The sequence below is a fragment of the Streptomyces otsuchiensis genome (assembly GCF_004305975.1).
Taxonomy (GTDB): domain Bacteria; phylum Actinomycetota; class Actinomycetes; order Streptomycetales; family Streptomycetaceae; genus Streptomyces; species Streptomyces otsuchiensis.
Genome location: NZ_BHZI01000131.1, coordinates 1 through 16,992, shown reverse-complemented (window position 1 = coordinate 16,992; position 16,992 = coordinate 1). Strand labels below are relative to the sequence as shown.

Here is a 16,992-nt window from a genome sequence, read left to right as displayed (position 1 = left end):
TGCCCCGGCGCCCGGGGGCCCGGGTGGCCACCCCATGGTTCGACCCAGGAAGGGACCACGCACTCATGGACCTCGTCACCCTCCAGGACGTCAGGGACGCCGCTGCCCGCCTTCGTGACACGGCCTGGCCTACCCCGCTGGTCCCCTGCGACCCGCTGCCCGGACTGCCCTCCTGGAACATCCTGGTGAAGGCCGAGAACCTCCAGCACACCGGCAGTTTCAAGGTGCGCGGCGCCGCCAACGCCCTCTTCGCCCGCAGCGAGCGAGAGGGCGGGGCACGAGCGGTCGTCACCTACTCGGCGGGCAACCACGGCGCCGGCGCCGCGTACGCCGCGACGCGTCTGGGCATCGGCGTGACCGTCTGCATGCCCCCGGCGTCGGTCCCGGTCAAGGTCGCCGCCGTACGCCGCTTCGGCGGCCGGGTCGTCCTCACCGACGACCTGATCGGCACCACCCGGTCACTGGCCGCCGAGGCGGGCAGCGCCGTGCTGCACCCCTTCGACGACCACGATGTGATCGCCGGTCAGGGAACGGTCGGCCTGGAGATCCTCGACCACTGCCCGAACCCGGACGCGGTGATCGTTCCCGTGGGCGGGGGAGGGCTCGTCAGCGGAGTGGGGACCGTCCTGGCCGCGCTGTCGCCCGCCACGAGGATCATCGGCGTGGAGCCGGACGGGGCCGCCTCGATGTCCCACGCGCTCGCGGCCGGCGCGCTCGTCTCCCTTCCCACCCCCGCGCGATCGGTCGCGGACGGCCTGACCGCTCCGGCACCCGGCGAGATCACCTACGCCCACGCGCGGCGTCTCGTCCACCGCATGGTGTCGGTCAGCGAGCGGGAGATCCTGGGCGCCTGGGCACGCATGATCGCCGCCACCCGTCTGTTCGTCGAACCGTCGGCGGCCGTCACCCTGGCCGCGCTCCGCTCCGGAGAGCTGGACCTGCCCGACGGCGCGACGGTGGTGCTCGTCGCCTCCGGAGGCAACGCCGCCCCCGGCGCGCCGGGCCTGCGCGAATGAGCCGGATGAGCCGGGCGAGCCGTGGGAGCCACCCGGGCGGCCCGCCGCCCCGCCGGGGCCGACTCACCGCGGCCCAGGGCACCGCCCTGTACGTCACCGCCGTCCTGGGCACCGGGGTGATCGCCCTGCCCGCGCTCGCCGCCCGGGTCGCCGGGCCGGCCTCACTGGTGGCGTGGCTGCTGCTGGTGCTGATGTCGGCCCCGCTGGCGCTGAGCTTCGCCGCGCTCGGCGCCCGCCACCCCGACGCCGGCGGCGTCTCGACCTACGCGCGGCTGGCGTTCGGCGACCGATGCGCCGCGGTGGTGGGCTGGTGCTTCTACCTGGCGGTGCCCACCGGCATCGCGGCGGCGGCGCTGTTCTGCGGATCGTATGTCGCGGCCGCCGTGGGCGGCGGCCGGCTGACCACGTCCGTCACCGCCGTCGTGCTGGTGGCCGTCGGGGCGTCCACCAACGCGTTCGGGCTGCGGCTGGTGGGGCCGGTCCAGCTGCTCCTGGCCGCGCTGCTGGTGACCTTGCTGATCCTCGCCATGGTGCTCTCCCTGCCGCACGCGAGCACGGACAACCTCCAGCCGTTCGCCCCGCACGGCTGGCCGGCGATCGGCGCGGCGGCGGCCATGCTGATCTGGAGTTTCGCCGGCTGGGAGGCCATCACGCACCTGGCGGGCGAGTTCCGCCACCCGGAGCGCGACATCCAGCGCGCCACCTGGGCGGCCGTGGTCGTGGTGGGGCTGCTCTACCTCCTGCTCGCCCTCGCCGTGATCACCGTGCTCGGGCCCGACGCCCACCGCGGCGACGCGCCCCTGGCCGAGCTGATGAGCCGGGGGATGGGCGACCACGCGCGGCCGCTGGCGGCCTTCGCCGCCGTTCTGCTGACCCTGGGCTCCGCCAACGCCTACATCGCCGGCGCGGCCGGCCTCGGTTCGGCGCTGGCCCGGCACGGCGCGCTGCCGTCGTGGCTGGCGCGGGGCGGGCGGGCCGGAGAGGTACCCCGGCGCAGTCTCGCCGTCGTGTCCCTGCTGACGGCCCTGTCGCTGGGCGCGGTCGTGGTGACCGGGGCCGGTGCCGAGCCGCTGGTGCACCTCACCAACGGCTCGCTGGTGGCGGTGTACGTGGCCGGAAGCGCGGCCGCCGTCCGGCTGTTGCCCCGGGGGACCCACGGGCACCGTGCCGCCGTCGTGTCGCTGGTGGCCGTCGTGCTGCTCCTGCTGGCCTCCGGCCCGTATCTGCTGTGGCCGCTCGCGGTGACCGCCGCGACCCTGCTGTATCTGCGGCTGCGGGGGAACCGCTCTTCCATTGTGGAGCGTGAGTCCGACCGGGCGGCCAAGGGCAGCCGCGCCGAGGACATCCGCGCGAAGGACAGCTGACCGCTCGTCCGCCGGGACGCGGCCGGAGGAAGCCGGTCAGAGCGCCCGGTTCAGCAGCGGCGCGAACGGCCACTGCGGCCGGTGGTAGACGTGCTCGGAACGCCGCCGGAGCTCCTCCGACGTCCTCCGCAGCGTCCTCTGCGCCCGGGACTCCAGGCCGGCGTGGTGTTCGGCCTCGCCGAGCAGGCCCCACCGGACCATGTCGAAGGGCATCGGGCCCGCCGGCGCCCCTCTCACCGCGCCGTGCATCCGCCGGAGACCGGTCTCGGTCCGGCCCCGGTGGACCTCCGCCCAGCCGAGCAGCGCGGCCATCACCTCCCGCCAGTCGCCCAGTTGGTGGCGCTCGGAGAGGTCGAGGCCGGCCAGGCTGGTCCGCCACGCCCGCTCCACGTCGCCGCGGAGCACCGCGAGGAGCGCGTCGCCGTAGCGCGCGTGGACCCGGTTCCAGGGCCGTTCGTGGCCGTCCGGCTCCGCCCGCCGCAGCAGCCGGCCCCGGTGGTCCTCCGCCGCGGCGTCCCGGCCCAGCAGCTGTTCGCTGACGGCCAGCAGCACGCGGCAGGTGACGCCGGGGTCGCTCCCGAACAGCTCTTCCACGCGCGCCGACGGCTCCGTACGCGCCCATCGGCCGGCCAGCGCCAGGCCGCGCTCCAGCGCCGGAACGGCCTCGGGGAGCCGTCCGGAGGTGAAGTGGAGGACACCTCGGCCGAGGGACGCCGCCAGCCGGGCCTCCTGACCGCCGCCGTGCCCGCCGAGGTCGTCCAGCACCTCCACCAGACCACGGGCCGCTCCGTACTCCGCCCGCGCCAGGTGTGTCATGCAGTCGGCGACCACGGCCGACGGCGGCCTGCCGTCGCCCGGCCGCGCGGCCCCCGGCTCCGCCCGGGCACGGGCGGGCGCCGCGCCCGCCGCCCCGAGTCCGTAGGAGAGTGTCGCCAGCCGGGCGACCCGTTGCCGTAGTTCCAGCTCGGTGGAGGTGCAGACACCTCGGGGCCGGTGGGCGCGGAGGATGGCCACCGCGTCGGTGAGCCACCGGTGCGCCTCCCCGTGACGGAGCCGGCGCCGGGCCGCGTCCGCGAGTTCCACCAGCGGACTCACCGCCTCCGCCGGGGCCAGCCCGCCCGCGGCCCGGGCGCAGTGGAAGCCGATCTCCGGGAGCAGGAGCACCCCTCTGGTCCCGTTCGCCGCCTCGGACGCCAGCGCCCGGGCGACGAGATGGTGGAGCCGGGCTCGCGCCGAGGCGTCGAGATCGGCCAGCAGCAGGTCGCGGACGAGTCCCTGGGCGAAACGCAGATCGTTGCCGTCCACGGGGTTCGCCGTGATCAGCCCGGTCCGGAGCGCGTCGTCGGCCGAGCCCGCGGCGCCCCGGAGCCGCACAACGGCGTCGAGCAGGCGCCGGTCGACGACCGGACCGATCACGGCGCAGCTCTCCAGCACCGCGCCCACCTCCGGCGGGTGCTCCGCCAGGCGGTGCCGCAGCAGCACCTCGACCTCGAAGGGAACGCGCCAGACGGGTCCCACCAGGGCCTCACGGGTCTCCCGGGACTTCAGCAACCCGGTGAGCAGGGACGGGTTCCCGCCGGTGGCGCGGTGGACGTTGGGCACCAGGTCCCACGGGACGGGTGCGTCGCACATCCGGTGGACGAGCGTGCGGGTCTCGTCCGTCGACAGCGGCGTCAGCCGCAGGTACTCCACGTTGTCAGACTGCAGCAGTCCGGCGACGGTGCGCCGCAACGCCGCGCTGGAGGACACCCGGTCCTCCCGCAGGGTGGCGATCACCCGTACCGGCGCCTCACCCGGCCGCCCGGTCACCAGCCGCAGCAGGTCCAGGCTGGGCACGTCCGCCAGGTGCAGATCCTCCAGCAGCAGCACCAGCGGAGTCGCCGCATCGGCGCACAGCGCCTGGCACACGGCGTTCTGGAAGGCGGGCCGGCCGATACCGCCGGCCGGCTCACGGCCTCGGGCGTGGGCGGCCGCCACACGGCGGAGGAGGTCGCGGGCGGAATCCGGCAGTGCCTCCAGCCGTGCGTGCCGCCCTGTCTCCCCGGCGCTCACGACGGCGCGGACCGCGGGCAGCCACACGGCGTGGTCCGGGAGCCCGGCGGGCTCGGCGCGTTCGGCGCTCTCCGCGCAGTGCGCCCCGACGACCTCGGTACCCGCCGCGACCAGCTCCCGCTCGAACTCCTGGAGCAGACGGCTCTTCCCGACTCCCTGTTCACCGGCCACCAGCACCGTCCGGACGCCGGCGTCCGCGCCCATGACCGCGCGCAGCCGGGCGAGTTCCCCGTCCCGTCCGACCAGCGCGGCGGAACGCCGGGGCGGGACGCCGGGTGGCCCGGAGCCGGGGCCGCCGCCCCGGGGCGGGCCGGCGGCGGCCGGCGGCGTGTCGAGCCGCGGCGGGAGCCCGGCCGGTCCGGGGGCGGCGTGCGCGGGCCGGAGGTCCTGGCGCAGGACGGAACGGTGCAGCTCCTGCAGCTCCCGGCTGGTGTCGGCGCCCAGCTCCGACGCGAGGAAGGACCGGATGCGCTCATAGGTCAGCAGCGCCTCCGCGGGCTGCCCCGAGTGGTACTGCGCGAGCATCAGCCGCCACCCGAGGCGCTCCTGCAGCGGGTTCGCGCGTACCTCCTGGCTGAGCTGACGCACCACCTCCTCGTACTCGCCGAGGCCGAGACAGGCGTCCGCCCGTATCTGGAACGCCCGCAGCCGCAGCTGCTCCAGCCGGGTGGCCTCCAGCACCGCGAACTCGTAGCCGGACAGCTCGCTGTACGGCGCGCCCGTCCACAGCTCGACGGCCCCGGTCAGCGTGGTCCGCGCCCGTTCCAGGTCGCCCGCGGCGAAGGACAGCCGGCCGCGCTCCACCGCTGCCTGGAAGAGGTCGGCGTCGCTCCGGTGCGGCCCCAGGTCGAGGACGTATCCGGGGGCCCGGTGACGCAGGGCCAGCTCCGTGGGCCGTCCCCCGCCGCGGCTGTCGCCGGCCAGCGCCTTGCGCAGGCGGGACACGTAGGAGTGCAGCGTCGCCAGTACCGAGTCGGGGGGCGAGGTGTCCCAGATGGCCTGGATGATCCGGGGCACCGGCATGACCTGGCCGGCGTTGATCAGCAGGAGCGCGAACAGGGCGCGTTGCTTCGGTGAGCCGAGACGCAGGGGCTCCGGCCCGAGAGTGACCGCCAGCTGCCCGAATACCGTGACGGAGGGCGGGCGCCGGTCGGTGTCGCGGAGGACAAGGTGGTCAGCGGTGCGCATGCAGGCCCGTCCTGTCGGCGAGGGCCCGGGGAGGCCCGGGGCTGGTGGGGCGCGGGACACCTCATCGGTGTCCGTGCCCTGCGGGGACGCCGGCCGGCCCATGTCCCGCCGGAGCGCTGAGAGTTGCAGGGGGTAATCATGTTGTCACTCTTCGCGCCGCTCCGGGGGGCCGGACGGGGCCGCGGGGGACATTGTCCGAAATCCGTCCGCGTGAGGGGGTGAGTCCTGCGGGCCGGCGGGCACCGGGGCGCGCCCGCGGACGCCCGCGCCCGCCGGTGCGCTCTCCGCGAGGCGGGGTCTCCGGCGGGCGTCAGGTCGTCAGGGGCGTCGGGCCGTCAGGTCGTGCCTGGTGCGTCGGGGGCTCGGGGCCGCCGGGCCGTCAGGGCGCCGGGCGCCGGCGCCCGGTGGTCCCGCGTGCCGTTCGGCTCAGGTCGAGTAGTCGGCGTTGATCCGGATGTAGCCGTCGGTGAGGTCGCAGCCGTAGACCGTGAACTCGCCGTCGGCGACGGCGAGGTCGATGCCGATGACGACCTCCTCGCCCCGCATCTGCTCCGCCACGGCCGAACGCAGCTCTTCGTCCGACGCCTGTTCGACGGGCGGGTAGACGGTCACCTCTCCGAAGCGGATCGCGACCCTGTCCTGGTCGATGTCCGTCTCGTCCGAGCACTTGCCGATCGCCATGGCCACCCGCCCCCAGTTGGGGTCGTTGCCGTGCACCGCCGTCTTGACCAGCGGTGAGTTGACGACGGCCTTGCCGACGCGCTTGGCCTGCGCGTCGTCCCGCGCGCCCGAGACCCGCACCTCGATGAGCTTGCTCGCGCCCTCCCCGTCGTGGGCGATGTCCTTGACCAGGGTCAGCGCGACATCGTGCAGCGCCTCCTCGAACGCGACCGGGTCGACGGCCCCGGCGACGCCGTTGGCGAAGAGCGCCGCCGTGTCACTGGTGGAGGTGTCGGTGTCGATGCTGACCGCGTTGAAGGTCCGGTCCATCACCCGGCGGAAGATCCGGTCCTGGACGTCGGGGTCGAGCGCGGCGTCGGTGGCGAAGAAGGTCAGCAGGGTCGCCATGTCGGGTTCGATCATGCCGACCCCCTTGGCGATGCCCACGAGCGAGGCGTCGCCCACGCGCCGGCGCGCGGTCTTCGGCCGGGTGTCGGTCGTCATGATCGCCCGGGCCGCCGCGTCGAAGTCCCCGTCGGGGAAGGGCGGCGACAGGGTGGCGATGTGCTCCAGGATGCCGGGCATCGGGTACTGGCGGCCGATCACCCCGGTGGAGGCGATGAGCAGTTCGTCCTCGGGCACTCCCACCGCCCGCGCCACGGCCGCGCGCACCTCACGCGCGTTCTTCTCGCCCTGCCGGCCGGTGGCGACGTTCGCATTCCGCGCCAGTACCACCACACCCCGCGCGCTGCGGTCGGCGACGGCCGCCCGGCTGAGGACGACGCTCGGCCCCACGAACCGGGAGCGGGTGAACACCCCGCTCACGGTGGCGGGCACGGTGGAGAGCAGGACGGTGAAGTCGTCCCGCCCGTCGTCGCCCAGGCCGACCGGTGCGGTGTGCACCGCGAACCCCCGGGGCGCGAAGGCTCCGCTGTCCGTCATGACTCATCGTCTCCCGAAGTGCGCGTGCGCGTGCGCGTGTGTGTGCTGGTGGCCCGTGCCGGGCGCCGGACCGGGGCCCGGCACGGCCGGTGTCGAGCAGTCTCCATCACGTGGTCCACCACGTCGAACCGCCGCGGCGGGCTCCGGGCACCCGCCGGAAGCGCGTGCTACGGGTGGGCGCTCCGGGGCCGGCGCGCCGTCCGTGGTGATCAGGCCCGGGGGGTGAAGGAGACGACGTCGCCCGCCCGTTCGCCGCCGGAGAGCTGCCCGTTGCGGTCGGTACGGATGTAGGCGCGGTGCAGCCAGCGGTCCTTTCCGTCCCAGCGTGGGGTGAAAGGGGTGCGGGCGTGGGTGGTGCGGAAGTTGTCGACGATCAGCACATCGCCCGGTGTGAGGTACACGGCCTCCGTGACCTGGTCCAGCGCCTTGGAGAGCGCGTCGAGGGCCTTTACGTCCCGGGGGTCGTCCGGGGCGAGCAGCTCGCGGTCGTAGCCGAGGAAGGGCTCGGCGGGATCGCCGTACAGCGGTCTGACCCGCGCGATGGCGCCCGGGTCCTCGACGCCCCCGCGGAACGCCACGTCCACGCAGCACGGCACGGGCCGGTCGTACAGCCGGGCGCGGAGCCGCTGGGGCACCAGCGGCAGGGCGTTGCGCACGGAGGCGACCAGGGTGGCCGCCCTCCGGTCGTGGTCCGCGCGGGCGCACGCCAGCATGACGTAGTTGGGCTGGAGTACGTGGTACGCCATCTCGGTGTGGAACTCCAGCAGGGTCTCGGATGTCTCCGAGGAGAGGTGGTGGGCGCCGGGCGAGGGGTACACGTCGTGGAAGACGGAGGCCGCGCGCAGCTCCCGGTAGCCCGTGTGGAGACCGAGGCGGCGGCCGACGACGGCCAGCATCGCCTCCATGGTCAGCAGCGGCCGGTCCGCCGGCGCGGGCGTGACGTCCGGCGTCGGCGGCAGGATGTCGTCCGGCTCGACCGGAAGGCCGCGCAGCAGGAGATGACCGTCCTGGGTGCCGTCGGCGCGGAAGCCGTCCAGCGCCGCCGCCATGGCGGCGGGCAGCTCGGCGGACGCCTGGTGAGCGGCGTCGAGGAAGGCGTGGATGTCGGCGCGGGGGACACGGGGGAGCCCACCCGCGAGCGCGAGCAGCCGCCCGGCGAAGCCGCTGCAGTCCACTGTGGTCATGACGGTTTCCTTTCCGCGGTGTGGGCCCGCGCGTACTGGTGGAGGAGTTCCGCGCCCATCTCGGTGGCGAGGATCGAGGTGATGCCGCCGTGGTCGTAGAGAGGGGAGACCTCCATGACGTCGAATCCCACGGGGGTGAGGTCGCCGACGCAGCGCAGCAGCGCCAGGACCTCCCGGGAGGAGGGGCCGCCGGGCGCCGGCGTCCCGGTGCCGGGCGCGAAGGCGGGGTCCACCACGTCGATGTCGACGGAGACGTAGACCGGCCCGGTGCCCACCGTCTCGCGGACGAGCCGCGCGGTGTCGGCGGGGCCGAGCGCGGCGAACTCGTCGGAGGTGACGACGCGCACTCCGTGGCCGCGTGGGTAGTCCAGCGAGCCGGGCTCCGGGTTGTGTCCGCGGATCCCGATCTGGAGCATCCGCTGGGGGTCGACCAGCTTCTCCTCGATGGCATGGCGGAACGGGGTGCCGTGGTGGTACTCACCGCCGTAGAAGGCCGGGTTGGTGTCGGAGTGCGCGTCCAGGTGCAGGACCGCCACGGGGCCGTGCCGGCGGGCGACGGCGCGCAGCGCGGCGAGGGTCAGCGAGTGGTCCCCGCCGAGCATGAGGAACGCGGCGTTGTCCTGCAGGATCTCGTCGAGCCTGCGCTGCGCGGTGTCCATCGCGATGTGCATGTTGAAAGGGGTCAGGTCGATGTCCCCGGCGTCCACGCAGTTGATGAGGTCGAAGGTCCCGGGGCCGCGGTCGATGCCCACGCCGTGGATCAGGCCGGACTCGTTGCGGATCGCCCGGGGCCCGAAGCGCGCGCCCGGCCGGTAGCTGGCGCCCCCGTCGTAGGGCGCGCCGATCACGACCACGTCCCGGTCCCGGGGCTGGGGGTCGTGCGGAAGGCGCATGAAGGTCGGGATCTGCGCGTAGCGGGGGGAGACGTTGATGTCGATGCGTTCCACCACTTCACCGTTCTCTCGGTTCGGCTGAGGTGTCTTCGCCCTGCTCCCGGTGGGAGGAGGGAACGCCGGCGCGTCCGCCGCGCCGGCCGTGCGCGCGGCGGCGGCCGTCGGTCAGGGAACGAACTCCCGGCGGTCCAGCCGGTGCACCACCGCGGGAAGGTCGACCTCGTCGGGATGGAGACCGTCGACGACCACCTGCTGGAACAGCTCGCCCACGACGAGCCGTTTGGCCCGGTGCACGTGCGGCGGGGGCAGGCCGGCGTCGGTGAGCAGCCGGGTGAACGACGATGTCGTACCGGACCCCTCGTGGACGCCGAGTTTGGGGCGCGTGACCGTCTCGTGGGGCAGGAGGTCGCGCATGGCGGCGCGTAGCACCCACTTGTCCCGGCCGTGCCGGCTCTTGAGCCCGGCCTCCAGTGAGGTGAGCAGTTCCAGTACCTCGCGGTCCCAGAACGGGTGGGTGGACCAGTGACCGCCGATTCCGGAGAGGACCGGCGTCATCTCGTTCAGCCCGTCGAAGGTGGCCATGTCGTGGGCGAGGGCCGTGTCCAGCGCGGGGAGGCGGCCCTCGCGGTGCATGCCGCCGAGGGGGATGTCGGCTCCGTAGCCGGTGAGGACCCGCCGGCCGGGGCCTTCGAGCCGCAGGTAGAGGGCGGTCAGCGGCAGCAGGTACTCGATGATGTCCGGGTCCCGGCACTCGGCCGCCCACACCGTGTGCGGGAGCCGTGCGACCAGCTCGGAGGCGGGGACGACGACTTCGGTGTGGTTGGTGCCGAGATGGCCCGCGACGGCACGTGCCTGTGGGAACTCGTTCCTCTCCTCGGTGCCCATGGACACGGTGTCGGTCGTGGCACCGGGACCTCGGGCCGCCAGGGCGGCGACACCGGAGGAGTCGATGCCGCCGGAGATCAGCACCAGCGGTGTGCCGGGGCCCGTGCGGGCGTCCACCGCGCTTTCGAGGGCGGCGCGGACGGCTTCGGCCGCCCGGTCCTCCGGCAGGATCCGGCGTGAGTGCGGCGGCGCCCAGGTGGTGTGGGGTGCGCAGCCCGTGGCGCCGACGCCGATGTCGAGCACCGTCCCCGCGGGCACCTGGTGGACGCCGCGCATGCCGGGCACCGCACGGGCGCCGGTCAGACGTCGCCCCGGCGCCGCGGTGCGCAGCGTCTTCGCCTCGGTCGCGGCAAGCACCCGGCCGGGGGCGGCGCAGGTGTACAGGGGGACCGAGCCGGCGTGGTCGGTCGCGAGGACGGCGCGGCCCCCCGCCACGACCACGGCGGCGAACCGTCCGTTGAGCAGGCGGAACGCGTGCAGGTCGTAGATGTCGAACAGCGCCAGGACGAGCTGGGCGTCACCGTCACCGTCACCGGCCGGTTCACCGACCCCGGGCAGCAACGACCGCAGTTCACAGCGGTTGTAGAGCTCTCCGGCGACGACCGCTGCCTTCTCCGGCCGCCACGCGCAGGCGCCCTCCGGGGCTCCGGTGTGCAGGAGCGTGGCCCGCAGCCGGAGCCCCGCCACGGTCTGAGCGACCTCCGTCCGGGAGCCGGCTGAGGCGAAGGACGGCCGGGGCGAGCGCTCCGGCTCCGTGCGGACGGCGACCGAGAATCCGGTGGCACAGGGCAGGTTGTCGGCCATGTCAGATGCTCAGCGCTCCGAAGCCGCCTGAGGTGAAGTCGTAGTTCACCGGCACCTCGATCAGGAACGGCCTGTCCCTTCCCGCCCCCTTCCGCAGCGCCGCCAGCAGCTCCTCGCGGTCGGCCGCCCTGGCCGCCTCGATGCCGTTGGCCGCCGCGAGCAGGGTGAAGTCCACGCCGGTGAACCTGACCGCCGGCTCGTGCGAGCGCCGGTGGCCCAGGTGCTGGTAGAGCTCGATCAGGCCGTTGGTGTCGTTGTTGACGACGACGGTCACGATCGGCAGGTTGAGCCGGGCGATCGTCTCCAGGTCCGCGCTGTTGGAGTGGAACCCGCCGTCCCCCGCGATGAGGAAGGTCGGCTGTCCGGGGCGGGCGAGCTGTGCGCCCATCGCCGCCGGGATGCCGTACCCGAAGCTGGAGCAGCCGGCCGAGGTCAGGAATCCGAAGGGCTGGTCGGCCCGGGCGAAGAGAACCCCGTAGTGCCGGAAGAACCCGATGTCGGAGACGATGGTGCCCTCGCCGGGCTCCGCGGTCTCCGCCATGACCGTGTTCATGCAGTCGATGACCTGATGTGCCCGCATCCCGTCGGGGTGGTCCTCGGGGTCCGCGAGGAACTGGGCGATCCGTGCCCGCAGCGCCGAGATGTCGTGCGGTGTCTTCTCCGGTATCCCGGTGCGGGCGTCCAGGAACTCCACGAACTCCCGTACGTCGGCGACGATGTCGATGTCGGGCCGGTAGACCCGGGGGACCGGGTTGGCGGTGGGTGAGACCCGGACCGTCTTCTTGGGGCCGCCGCGGCTCCACATCGACGGCCGCAGGTCCTCGGCGTAGTCGTACCCGACCGTCAGGACGAGGTCCGCCGGGCCGAAGAGGGTCTCCAGGGCGGGGAAGGACAGGATGCCGTCCATGTACCCCGTCACCGCGCCGTAGTCCAGCTCGTGCCCGGCCGGCAGCACCCCCTTGGCGATGTAGGTGGTGACGACCGGGACGCGCAGCCGTTCGGCGAGCCGCCGCACGGCCGGGACCGCGCCGGAGCGGATCGCGGACGCGCCGACGACGAGGACCGGGTGGCGCGCCCGCGCGAGCAGCTCCGCCGCCTCCAGCGCGGCCTCCCGCCAGCCGTCCCGCACCGCGCCGAGCGGTTTCGGGTGCCTCTCGGCCGGCGGGCGCACCAGGGAGGTGTCGACCTCGCTGCCCAGGAGGTCGACCGGCAGCGAGATGAAGCTCGGCCCGACGGGTTCCGTCATCGCCGCCGACACCGCGGAGTCGACGAGGTCGGTGATCTCCTCCGGGCGGCGCAGCTCCACCGCGTACTTCGTCATCGGCGTCATCACGGCCACCGAGTCCAGGCACTGGTGGGTGTCGTTGGGAAAGATGTCGTGCGACTCCGACTGGGCGGCCAGGGCGATGACGGGCGACCGGTCCAGGACGGAGGTGGCGACCCCGGTGGCCAGGTTGGTCATGCCGGGGCCGAGCGTCGACCAGCAGGCCTGCGGCCGGCCGCTGATGCGTGCCAGCACGTCCGCGGCGACGCCGGCGGTGAACTCGTGCCGGGTGAGGACGAAGTCGATGCCCGGCACCTCGTCGAAGAGGATCGACGCCGCCTCGCGGCCGACCACCCCGAACACGGTCTCCACACCGTGGTCCCGCAGGCGCTGGAGGAGGGCGTGGGCAGTCGTCGCCCCGGCGCCGGGGGTCTTGGACACTCGTGACATGCAGGCTCCCTGGGAGGGCGGGTCTCGCCGCGCGGAGGAGGGGAACGGTCTTCCGTGGGCCGCGCCGGTGAAACCGTGGCGGCCGGCCCGGTGTGGCCGGTACCACCCTGGTGTGCCGCCCTTGCAGGAACATGGACGGTTTCCTTGAGTGAAGGCCGCCGCCTTTCAACGCGCCGCGGCCGGTGAGCTGGTGGGCTCTCCCGGGGGCGTCGCCCGGCGCCGGGTCGCTCGTGTCCCACGTGTCCCGCGCTCCACCGCCGTCACCGCCGGGCCGTCCCTCCCCGGGGTGGCCGGACGGTCCCGTTCAGGCCACCCGCGGCCGTCGGGCCGCCTCGGCCGGCCTCGGCCGGCGCGCGTGGGCCGCGGTGCCCTTCGTGGCCCTGTGCTGAGGCGGCCGGGAGCGGTGTCGAGGGCCGGGCGGCGCCGCGCCGGCCGGGCCGGGTGAGGTGGCCCGGAGCCCCACGGCCGACGGGCTGAGGGGTCGGCGGCAGAGCCTGGCGCGCTCGGCGCGATTTAAACAGCCCCGGCCCGCCCCGGTTCGGTTTGGCTGGTTTCTCTCTGTTTTCCGTCGAATGCTCGACTGTTAAGGTCAATTCCTGCGTGACCGCTTTTCGGTAGTGATCGAGTTGTGAATTTTCGGGTGTCTGGTGTTGAACGTGGGATGCGGGGTACATGGGCGGGGTATATCGGGGATGCTGCGGCCTCGGAGGCTGGCACGGCATTCAAGTGAACTTCCTATTCGACGGGACGCGTCTTTCGGCTCCCGTCGCATCCCGAAGCGCCAGGAAGTTCCCTGTGCGCAACCTTTCGGCAGTGGAGGAATGTTTCTTTGTCTGATCGGGAGAACAGTCGTTCCATGCTGGCTCGCGGTTTGAGCGTCCTTCACTGCTTCCGTCCGCGCGAACGTGAGGTCCCGCTCTCTGAGCTGGCTCGACGTGCCGGTATGCCCAAGGCGACCGCACACCGGATCGTCGCGGAACTGGTCAAGGAGGGCATGCTGGAACGAGGTGAGAGCGGTCTCCGGCTGGGGGTCGCCCTTTACATGCTGGGAACGCGCGTTCCCCGGCAGGTCGATTTACGCGACACGGCCCGCCCTTTCGTGGAACGGCTGCATCATCTCACCCTGGGGGGAGCGTTCGTCTTCATATCCGACGTCCTGCACCAGGACGCCGGGCTGGTGGACTCCGTGCACCACTCCAGCGACAGTGGGGAGAGCTTTCGGGAACAGGTCGTGATATCCACCAGAGCTGCCACCGAAGTGCTTCGCCTGAACGGCGCCGGACGGGCATTGCCGGTCTCACACCGCCGGCCGGTGGGCGAGGTCTCCGTCAGGACCGCGGGGCGGGGGAGCGGCGAGGTGCTGTGCGTCCTGCGGAACAGAGTCGTCATCCTGCGCACACCGGGAACGGTGGCGCTCGCCGCACCCCTGCTGCTGTCCCCGGGCACCGCCGTCGGCGTCCTCGCCGTCGCGGCTCCGCCCGGCCGGGTGCACGAGACCGAGACCGCCTCCCATCTCCAGGCCGCCGGCGCCGCCGTCTCCCGCGCTCTGCAGCGCAACCCCGATCTGCTCCCTCAGCCCTGACCCGCTCGGAGCGAAGCACGCCGCTCCTCAGGGTGCTCCCACGAGGGACGCCCTGAGGCTGCGGAACCACGCCACCCCGGGTGCCGCGGACGGTCCGCGCGGCGGACCCGGCCGGCCCCGCACCGAGCACGGGCTCACGATGCCGGAAGGGCGCTCGGCGCGACACCGAGGAACTCCTCCGGCACGGCCCCGCACACCGTGTCCAGGACGGCGAACGCCTCCTCGATCTCGTCGTCCGAGGCCACCAGCGGCGGCAGCAGGCGCAGCACCTCGGGCCGGCCCAGACAGGGCGACACCACCAGGCCGGACCGGCCCAGCTCCATCAGCACGTGCCCGGCCACCGCCGGGGTGACGAACTCCAGCCCCCACAGCAGCCCCTGGCCCCGCACCTCGGTGACCAGCGAGGAATGACGCCCGGCCAGACGGCCCAGCCCGGCCGCCAGCAGCTCCGCCAGCCGGTCGCCGCGCGGCGCGAGCCGCTCGACGGCGGCCAGGGCGGCGAGACCCGCGGCCGCGCCGAGCGGATGACCGGAGAACGTCGTGGTGTGCACGAAGGGGTCCTCGGCCAGGGGCCGGTACAGCTCCGGGGTGGCCACCACGGCCGAGACCGGCTGCACACCGCCGCCCAGTGCCTTGCCGAGCAGCACGGCGTCCGGGCGCAGTCCGCTGTCCGCGCTGACCAGGCGGGGCCCGCAGCGACGCAGGCCCGTCTGGATCTCGTCCGCGATCACAAAGGCGCCGTGCGCGTGCGCCGCGTCGCCGAGAGCCCGCAGAAAGCCGGGGTCCAGCGGCCGGACCCCGCCCTCGCCCTGTACCGGCTCGACCAGGACGGCGGCGATCTCGGCCTCCCCGAACGCCCGCGCGATCGCGGGGACCTCCGGCGGTAGATGGGTCACCCCGGCGAGGAGGGGCTCCAGCGACTGCCGGTAGCGCGGGTTCCAGGTCGCCGCCAGCGCGCCGAGCGACTTGCCGTGGTAGGCGCCCTCGACGGCGAGGACCCGGGTGCGCCCGGTCGCCAGGCGGGCCAGCTTGAGTGCGGCCTCCACCGCGTCACAGCCGTTGAGACCCAGCCACACCCGGGTCAGACGGCCGGGATCCGCCCACTCGGCCAGCGTCTGCGCGAAGCGGGCCGTGGTCACGTTGCCGAGCACCCGGGTGGAGACCGGCATCGCCTCCAGCTCGCGCCGCACCGCGCGGACCACGGCGGGGTGGCGCTGGCCCAGCAGCGTCACCGCGTAGCTGCCGAAGTCGAGCAGCTCGCGGCCGTCCGACAGCCGCAGGCGCGCGCCCGCCCCGACGGCCTCCACGGCATTGGTTCCGTTCATGCCGTACATCAGGGCGAGTTGCGGCGACTGATGGGCGCGGACGGCCGCGAAGGTGCTCCGCGCACGGTCCCGCCCGGGCGGCTCGGTCATGGTGCGTCCCCTTCTTCCCGGACACGGTGGGCCCTGCGCCGCTCCGCGCGGCGCCGCTCGCACCGGCGAGGCGACCCGCCACCGGGGCGAAGGCCCACCCACGGTCAGCAGTTGTAGCCCGCCGCCACAGCGGGAGGGAAGCCGCGTTCCGGCTGCCGGAACATCCGTTGACCCTTCCCGGAGGTCGTCGGCAGGCTGCACTGCACGTCCGGGCGCCGCCTACCGGCGACCGCCGCTCCACCCGCAGCCGAAAGGTGCCCGACCGTATGCAGACCACGTCAGCCGGCGCTGTCGCGTTCCCCGACCCCGGTGTACTCGCCAGGCGCCTCGACGCGTTCCTGGACGAGCGCGGCCTGACCCGTGAGGCGTTGCTGGGCGAGTCCGACCAGGGCGTGGGCGCCCCGGTGCTCGCGGTCGCCTCGGGCTCGGTGCTCGCGGGGTTCGGGAACCACCGCAGCGACCTCGACCTGCTGGTGCTCGTCGAGAACGACCGCCTCACCCGCTTCCCGATCCAGTCCCACGAACACGGCGCCGTCATCGACGTCAACATCCGCCAGGCCAGCGCCGTCCGGGCCACCACCGCCGACCTCGCCACCGCACCCTGGCCGCGCTTCGACAGCGTCACCGAGGACGCGTGGAACCACCGCCGCCGCGCCCTGAACACCGTCGGCCGTCTCGCGCTCGGACTCGTCCTGACGGCCGAGCCGCCGTGGGACGCGTGGCACGCCGGACTGCGCGCGGAATGGCTCGCCGAGGCCGTCGAGCAGTGGTGGACCGTCGAGGCGCACCGCCTGGCGACCGCCGCCCGCTGGCTGCTGCCGGTCAACCCCCGCGCCGCCGCGACCCGCGCCCGGGAGGCCGTCGTGGCCTCCCTCAACGCCCGTACGGCCGCGGCGGGAGAGCTGTACTTCGCCTCCAAGTGGGCGGGGGAGAAGCTCAAGTCCCTCGGCGACACCGAGGGTCTCGCCGCGCTGGGTGCCGCCCTCACCCCCGACATCGACGTCCCGCGCGCGCTGGCCGACGTGGAACGCTTCGCCGGTCCGCCGGGGGGCATGCACGCGGTGCTGCGCTGGGCCACCGGCGTCACCGCGACCCCGCTGGAGGACCGCACCGTGGTGGACCGCTGGCAACTGCGTGCCCTGGAGACCCGCCGGCCCGGCCTGCCACCGGCCGACGGCGACGCCGTCCTGTGGTCCGGGCCGGCCGGCTCCACGCCGCCCGCGGAGCTGCTGCGGCTGTTCCTCGACAACCTGGCGTGGCTCGCCCTGGCCCACCCCGAACCGGAGGTGTCCG

The 16,992-nt window shown here is 74.1% G+C and carries 11 protein-coding genes; 4 read left to right on the top strand and 7 right to left on the bottom strand.

What is annotated here, in order from left to right; all coding sequences use genetic code 11:
* Both E0D90_RS14255 and E0D90_RS14250 read left to right on the top strand, forming a co-directional pair.
* The coding region (locus E0D90_RS14255; RefSeq protein ID WP_227870219.1) for a threonine ammonia-lyase at positions 1-1,016 on the top strand (1,016 nt) is incomplete at its 5' end.
* A gap of 5 nt (positions 1,017-1,021) precedes the next feature.
* A complete protein-coding gene (locus E0D90_RS14250) occupies positions 1,022-2,380 on the top strand; it encodes an APC family permease (protein WP_130798491.1) in 1,359 nt (452 codons plus the stop codon).
* 36 nt (positions 2,381-2,416) lie between these two features.
* On the opposite strand, the gene E0D90_RS14245 is transcribed toward E0D90_RS14250, so the two are convergent.
* The 6 genes from E0D90_RS14245 to E0D90_RS14220 all read right to left on the bottom strand — a co-directional run bounded on the left by E0D90_RS14245 (position 2,417) and on the right by E0D90_RS14220 (position 12,702).
* Positions 2,417-5,620, bottom strand: coding sequence for an ATP-binding protein (locus E0D90_RS14245; RefSeq protein ID WP_170214977.1), 3,204 nt, complete (start codon positions 5,618-5,620; stop codon positions 2,417-2,419).
* Between the two features lie 426 nt (positions 5,621-6,046).
* Positions 6,047-7,222: a bifunctional glutamate N-acetyltransferase/amino-acid acetyltransferase ArgJ gene (gene argJ / locus E0D90_RS14240; RefSeq protein WP_103504671.1), complete on the bottom strand. Its 1,176-nt coding sequence runs from the start codon at positions 7,220-7,222 to the stop codon at positions 6,047-6,049.
* A 209-nt stretch (positions 7,223-7,431) separates the two neighbouring features.
* On the bottom strand, positions 7,432-8,406 hold the full coding sequence (gene cs1, locus E0D90_RS14235) for a clavaminate synthase Cs1 (protein ID WP_130798487.1): 975 nt from the start codon (positions 8,404-8,406) through the stop codon (positions 7,432-7,434).
* The gene (gene speB, locus E0D90_RS14230) at positions 8,403-9,353 is read right to left on the bottom strand and encodes an agmatinase (protein ID WP_103504669.1); all 951 of its coding nucleotides are present in this window, start codon (positions 9,351-9,353) and stop codon (positions 8,403-8,405) included. Before speB ends, cs1 begins: the two co-directional genes overlap by 4 nt.
* Positions 9,354-9,464: 111 nt before the next feature.
* A complete protein-coding gene (locus tag E0D90_RS14225; protein WP_130798485.1) occupies positions 9,465-10,988 on the bottom strand; it encodes an asparagine synthase-related protein in 1,524 nt (507 codons plus the stop codon).
* Position 10,989: 1 nt separating this feature from the next.
* The gene (locus E0D90_RS14220) at positions 10,990-12,702 is read right to left on the bottom strand and encodes a thiamine pyrophosphate-binding protein (RefSeq protein ID WP_130798483.1); all 1,713 of its coding nucleotides are present in this window, start codon (positions 12,700-12,702) and stop codon (positions 10,990-10,992) included.
* Between the two features lie 856 nt (positions 12,703-13,558).
* Here E0D90_RS14220 and E0D90_RS14215 point away from each other — a divergent pair.
* Complete coding sequence (locus tag E0D90_RS14215) at positions 13,559-14,284, top strand: helix-turn-helix domain-containing protein (protein ID WP_103500282.1); 726 nt, start codon at positions 13,559-13,561, stop codon at positions 14,282-14,284.
* A gap of 134 nt (positions 14,285-14,418) precedes the next feature.
* Here E0D90_RS14215 and E0D90_RS14210 read toward each other — a convergent pair whose 3' ends face one another.
* Entirely contained in the window at positions 14,419-15,699 is a 1,281-nt protein-coding gene (locus tag E0D90_RS14210) for an aspartate aminotransferase family protein (protein WP_130798481.1), read from the bottom strand.
* A gap of 266 nt (positions 15,700-15,965) precedes the next feature.
* Between E0D90_RS14210 and E0D90_RS14205 the strand changes: the two genes are divergently transcribed.
* Positions 15,966-16,992 (top strand): hypothetical protein (locus E0D90_RS14205; protein WP_130798479.1); only part of this gene is annotated, 1,027 nt, incomplete at its 3' end.